The following is a 5,436-nucleotide window of genomic DNA, read 5'->3' on the forward strand; positions in this document are numbered from 1 at the left end:
TCGAAGCGAGTCAAGTGTTTGAAGTGAAACGAAAAACTTCAAAATAAACGCTTGACAGACTCTGAGGAAAGCGTAGAATGCGCGCCTCGGTTGAGACGAAAAGTTCTTGACCAACCGCTCTTTAACAACTGAATCAAGCAATTCGTGTGGGTGCTTGTGAGCTCAGACTGATAGTCAGAAAGATTATCAGCATCACAAGTGACTGCACGAAAATCGAAAGATTTGAAAGTAAGTCATTTGAGAATGCTGAGCCAAGTTTAGGGTTTTCTCAAAACCCAAGCAGTATTGAACTGAAGAGTTTGATCATGGCTCAGATTGAACGCTGGCGGCAGGCCTAACACATGCAAGTCGAGCGGATGAGAAGAGCTTGCTCTTCGATTCAGCGGCGGACGGGTGAGTAATACCTAGGAATCTGCCTGGTAGTGGGGGACAACGTTTCGAAAGGAACGCTAATACCGCATACGTCCTACGGGAGAAAGCAGGGGACCTTCGGGCCTTGCGCTATCAGATGAGCCTAGGTCGGATTAGCTAGTTGGTGAGGTAATGGCTCACCAAGGCTACGATCCGTAACTGGTCTGAGAGGATGATCAGTCACACTGGAACTGAGACACGGTCCAGACTCCTACGGGAGGCAGCAGTGGGGAATATTGGACAATGGGCGAAAGCCTGATCCAGCCATGCCGCGTGTGTGAAGAAGGTCTTCGGATTGTAAAGCACTTTAAGTTGGGAGGAAGGGCAGTAAGCGAATACCTTGCTGTTTTGACGTTACCGACAGAATAAGCACCGGCTAACTCTGTGCCAGCAGCCGCGGTAATACAGAGGGTGCAAGCGTTAATCGGAATTACTGGGCGTAAAGCGCGCGTAGGTGGTTCGTTAAGTTGGATGTGAAATCCCCGGGCTCAACCTGGGAACTGCATCCAAAACTGGCGAGCTAGAGTAGGGCAGAGGGTGGTGGAATTTCCTGTGTAGCGGTGAAATGCGTAGATATAGGAAGGAACACCAGTGGCGAAGGCGACCACCTGGGCTCATACTGACACTGAGGTGCGAAAGCGTGGGGAGCAAACAGGATTAGATACCCTGGTAGTCCACGCCGTAAACGATGTCAACTAGCCGTTGGAATCCTTGAGATTTTAGTGGCGCAGCTAACGCATTAAGTTGACCGCCTGGGGAGTACGGCCGCAAGGTTAAAACTCAAATGAATTGACGGGGGCCCGCACAAGCGGTGGAGCATGTGGTTTAATTCGAAGCAACGCGAAGAACCTTACCAGGCCTTGACATCCAATGAACTTTCCAGAGATGGATTGGTGCCTTCGGGAACATTGAGACAGGTGCTGCATGGCTGTCGTCAGCTCGTGTCGTGAGATGTTGGGTTAAGTCCCGTAACGAGCGCAACCCTTGTCCTTAGTTACCAGCACGTTATGGTGGGCACTCTAAGGAGACTGCCGGTGACAAACCGGAGGAAGGTGGGGATGACGTCAAGTCATCATGGCCCTTACGGCCTGGGCTACACACGTGCTACAATGGTCGGTACAGAGGGTCGCCAAGCCGCGAGGTGGAGCTAATCTCACAAAACCGATCGTAGTCCGGATCGCAGTCTGCAACTCGACTGCGTGAAGTCGGAATCGCTAGTAATCGCGAATCAGAATGTCGCGGTGAATACGTTCCCGGGCCTTGTACACACCGCCCGTCACACCATGGGAGTGGGTTGCACCAGAAGTAGCTAGTCTAACCTTCGGGAGGACGGTTACCACGGTGTGATTCATGACTGGGGTGAAGTCGTAACAAGGTAGCCGTAGGGGAACCTGCGGCTGGATCACCTCCTTAATCGACGACATCAGCTGTCTCATAAGCTCCCACACGAATTGCTTGATTCATTGAAGAAGACGATTAGGTTAGCAACCTTCGATTGGGTCTGTAGCTCAGTTGGTTAGAGCGCACCCCTGATAAGGGTGAGGTCGGCAGTTCGAATCTGCCCAGACCCACCAATTTGCTGGGGCCATAGCTCAGCTGGGAGAGCGCCTGCCTTGCACGCAGGAGGTCAGCGGTTCGATCCCGCTTGGCTCCACCACCCCGCTTGCTAGTTTGTCAAAGCTTAGAAATGAATATTCGCATCGAATATTGATTTCTGAACTTTATCAGAATCGTTCTTTAAAAATTTGGGTATGTGATAGAAAGATAGACTGGACAGCACTTTCACTGGTGTGTGTTCAGGCTAAGGTAAAATTTGTGAGTAATTACAAGTTTTCGGCGAATGTTGTCTTCACAGTATAACCAGATTGCTTGGGGTTATATGGTCAAGTGAAGAAGCGCATACGGTGGATGCCTTGGCAGTCAGAGGCGATGAAAGACGTGGTAGCCTGCGATAAGCTTCGGGGAGTCGGCAAACAGACTTTGATCCGGAGATCTCTGAATGGGGGAACCCACCTGGCATAAGTCAGGTATCTTGTACTGAATACATAGGTGCAAGAGGCGAACCAGGGGAACTGAAACATCTAAGTACCCTGAGGAAAAGAAATCAACCGAGATTCCCTTAGTAGTGGCGAGCGAACGGGGACTAGCCCTTAAGTGGCTTTGAGATTAGCGGAACGCTCTGGAAAGTGCGGCCATAGTGGGTGATAGCCCTGTACGCGAAAATCTCTTAGTCATGAAATCGAGTAGGACGGAGCACGAGAAACTTTGTCTGAATATGGGGGGACCATCCTCCAAGGCTAAATACTACTGACTGACCGATAGTGAACCAGTACCGTGAGGGAAAGGCGAAAAGAACCCCGGAGAGGGGAGTGAAATAGATCCTGAAACCGTATGCGTACAAGCAGTGGGAGCCTACTTTGTTAGGTGACTGCGTACCTTTTGTATAATGGGTCAGCGACTTATATTCAGTGGCGAGCTTAACCGAATAGGGGAGGCGTAGCGAAAGCGAGTCTTAATAGGGCGTTTAGTCGCTGGGTATAGACCCGAAACCGGGCGATCTATCCATGGGCAGGTTGAAGGTTAGGTAACACTGACTGGAGGACCGAACCGACTACCGTTGAAAAGTTAGCGGATGACCTGTGGATCGGAGTGAAAGGCTAATCAAGCTCGGAGATAGCTGGTTCTCCTCGAAAGCTATTTAGGTAGCGCCTCATGTATCACTGTAGGGGGTAGAGCACTGTTTCGGCTAGGGGGTCATCCCGACTTACCAAACCGATGCAAACTCCGAATACCTACAAGTGCCGAGCATGGGAGACACACGGCGGGTGCTAACGTCCGTCGTGAAAAGGGAAACAACCCAGACCGTCAGCTAAGGTCCCAAAGTTATGGTTAAGTGGGAAACGATGTGGGAAGGCTTAGACAGCTAGGAGGTTGGCTTAGAAGCAGCCACCCTTTAAAGAAAGCGTAATAGCTCACTAGTCGAGTCGGCCTGCGCGGAAGATGTAACGGGGCTCAAACCATACACCGAAGCTACGGGTATCACTTAGGTGATGCGGTAGAGGAGCGTTCTGTAAGCCTGTGAAGGTGAGTTGAGAAGCTTGCTGGAGGTATCAGAAGTGCGAATGCTGACATGAGTAACGACAATGGGAGTGAAAAACTCCCACGCCGAAAGACCAAGGTTTCCTGCGCAACGTTAATCGACGCAGGGTTAGTCGGTCCCTAAGGCGAGGCTGAAAAGCGTAGTCGATGGAAAACAGGTTAATATTCCTGTACTTCTGGTTATTGCGATGGAGGGACGGAGAAGGCTAGGCCAGCTTGGCGTTGGTTGTCCAAGTTTAAGGTGGTAGGCTGAGATCTTAGGTAAATCCGGGATCTTAAGGCCGAGAGCTGATGACGAGTTGCCATTAGGCGACGAAGTGGTTGATGCCATGCTTCCAAGAAAAGCTTCTAAGCTTCAGGTAACCAGGAACCGTACCCCAAACCGACACAGGTGGTTGGGTAGAGAATACCAAGGCGCTTGAGAGAACTCGGGTGAAGGAACTAGGCAAAATGGCACCGTAACTTCGGGAGAAGGTGCGCCGGTGAGGGTGAAGGACTTGCTCCGTAAGCTCATGCCGGTCGAAGATACCAGGCCGCTGCGACTGTTTATTAAAAACACAGCACTCTGCAAACACGAAAGTGGACGTATAGGGTGTGACGCCTGCCCGGTGCCGGAAGGTTAATTGATGGGGTTAGCTAACGCGAAGCTCTTGATCGAAGCCCCGGTAAACGGCGGCCGTAACTATAACGGTCCTAAGGTAGCGAAATTCCTTGTCGGGTAAGTTCCGACCTGCACGAATGGCGTAACGATGGCGGCGCTGTCTCCACCCGAGACTCAGTGAAATTGAAATCGCTGTGAAGATGCAGTGTATCCGCGGCTAGACGGAAAGACCCCGTGAACCTTTACTATAGCTTTGCACTGGACTTTGAATTTGCTTGTGTAGGATAGGTGGGAGGCTTTGAAGCGTGGACGCCAGTCTGCGTGGAGCCATCCTTGAAATACCACCCTGGCAACTTTGAGGTTCTAACTCAGGTCCGTTATCCGGATCGAGGACAGTGTATGGTGGGTAGTTTGACTGGGGCGGTCTCCTCCTAAAGAGTAACGGAGGAGTACGAAGGTGCGCTCAGACCGGTCGGAAATCGGTCGTAGAGTATAAAGGCAAAAGCGCGCTTGACTGCGAGACAGACACGTCGAGCAGGTACGAAAGTAGGTCTTAGTGATCCGGTGGTTCTGTATGGAAGGGCCATCGCTCAACGGATAAAAGGTACTCCGGGGATAACAGGCTGATACCGCCCAAGAGTTCATATCGACGGCGGTGTTTGGCACCTCGATGTCGGCTCATCACATCCTGGGGCTGAAGCCGGTCCCAAGGGTATGGCTGTTCGCCATTTAAAGTGGTACGCGAGCTGGGTTTAGAACGTCGTGAGACAGTTCGGTCCCTATCTGCCGTGGACGTTTGAGATTTGAGAGGGGCTGCTCCTAGTACGAGAGGACCGGAGTGGACGAACCTCTGGTGTTCCGGTTGTCACGCCAGTGGCATTGCCGGGTAGCTATGTTCGGAAGAGATAACCGCTGAAAGCATCTAAGCGGGAAACTTGCCTCAAGATGAGATCTCACTGGAGCCTTGAGCTCCCTGAAGGGCCGTCGAAGACTACGACGTTGATAGGTTGGGTGTGTAAGCGCTGTGAGGCGTTGAGCTAACCAATACTAATTGCCCGTGAGGCTTGACCATATAACACCCAAGCAATTTGCGTCGAACGACCAGATTGCGGTGTTGTGAAGACACAGTAAGCCGAAGATTTGTAACTCACGAACATCACATACCCGATTCGCTGGAGTGTCTGAACAAGACCTTCTGGCAACAGAATTTCTTGACGACCATAGAGCATTGGAACCACCTGATCCCATCCCGAACTCAGTAGTGAAACGATGCATCGCCGATGGTAGTGTGGGGTTTCCCCATGTGAGAGTAGGTCATCGTCAAG

General features: G+C 51.4%; 2 tRNA genes and 3 rRNA genes. All 5 read left to right on the forward strand.

Annotation, left to right across the window (positions count from 1 at the left end):
- The first annotated feature begins 287 nt into the window (after positions 1-287).
- Positions 288-1,824 (forward strand): 16S ribosomal RNA (locus NP552_RS25765).
- A gap of 84 nt (positions 1,825-1,908) precedes the next feature.
- Positions 1,909-1,985 (forward strand) — tRNA-Ile (locus NP552_RS25770).
- A 7-nt stretch (positions 1,986-1,992) separates the two neighbouring features.
- A tRNA-Ala gene (locus tag NP552_RS25775) sits at positions 1,993-2,068 on the forward strand.
- A 224-nt stretch (positions 2,069-2,292) separates the two neighbouring features.
- Positions 2,293-5,183 (forward strand): 23S ribosomal RNA (locus NP552_RS25780).
- A gap of 138 nt (positions 5,184-5,321) precedes the next feature.
- Positions 5,322-5,436 (forward strand): 5S ribosomal RNA (gene rrf / locus NP552_RS25785); the annotation flags it as partial.

Origin of the sequence: Pseudomonas sp. 8209 (genome assembly GCF_028682105.1) — a bacterium.
GTDB classification, from domain to species: Bacteria; Pseudomonadota; Gammaproteobacteria; order Pseudomonadales; family Pseudomonadaceae; genus Aquipseudomonas; species Aquipseudomonas palmensis.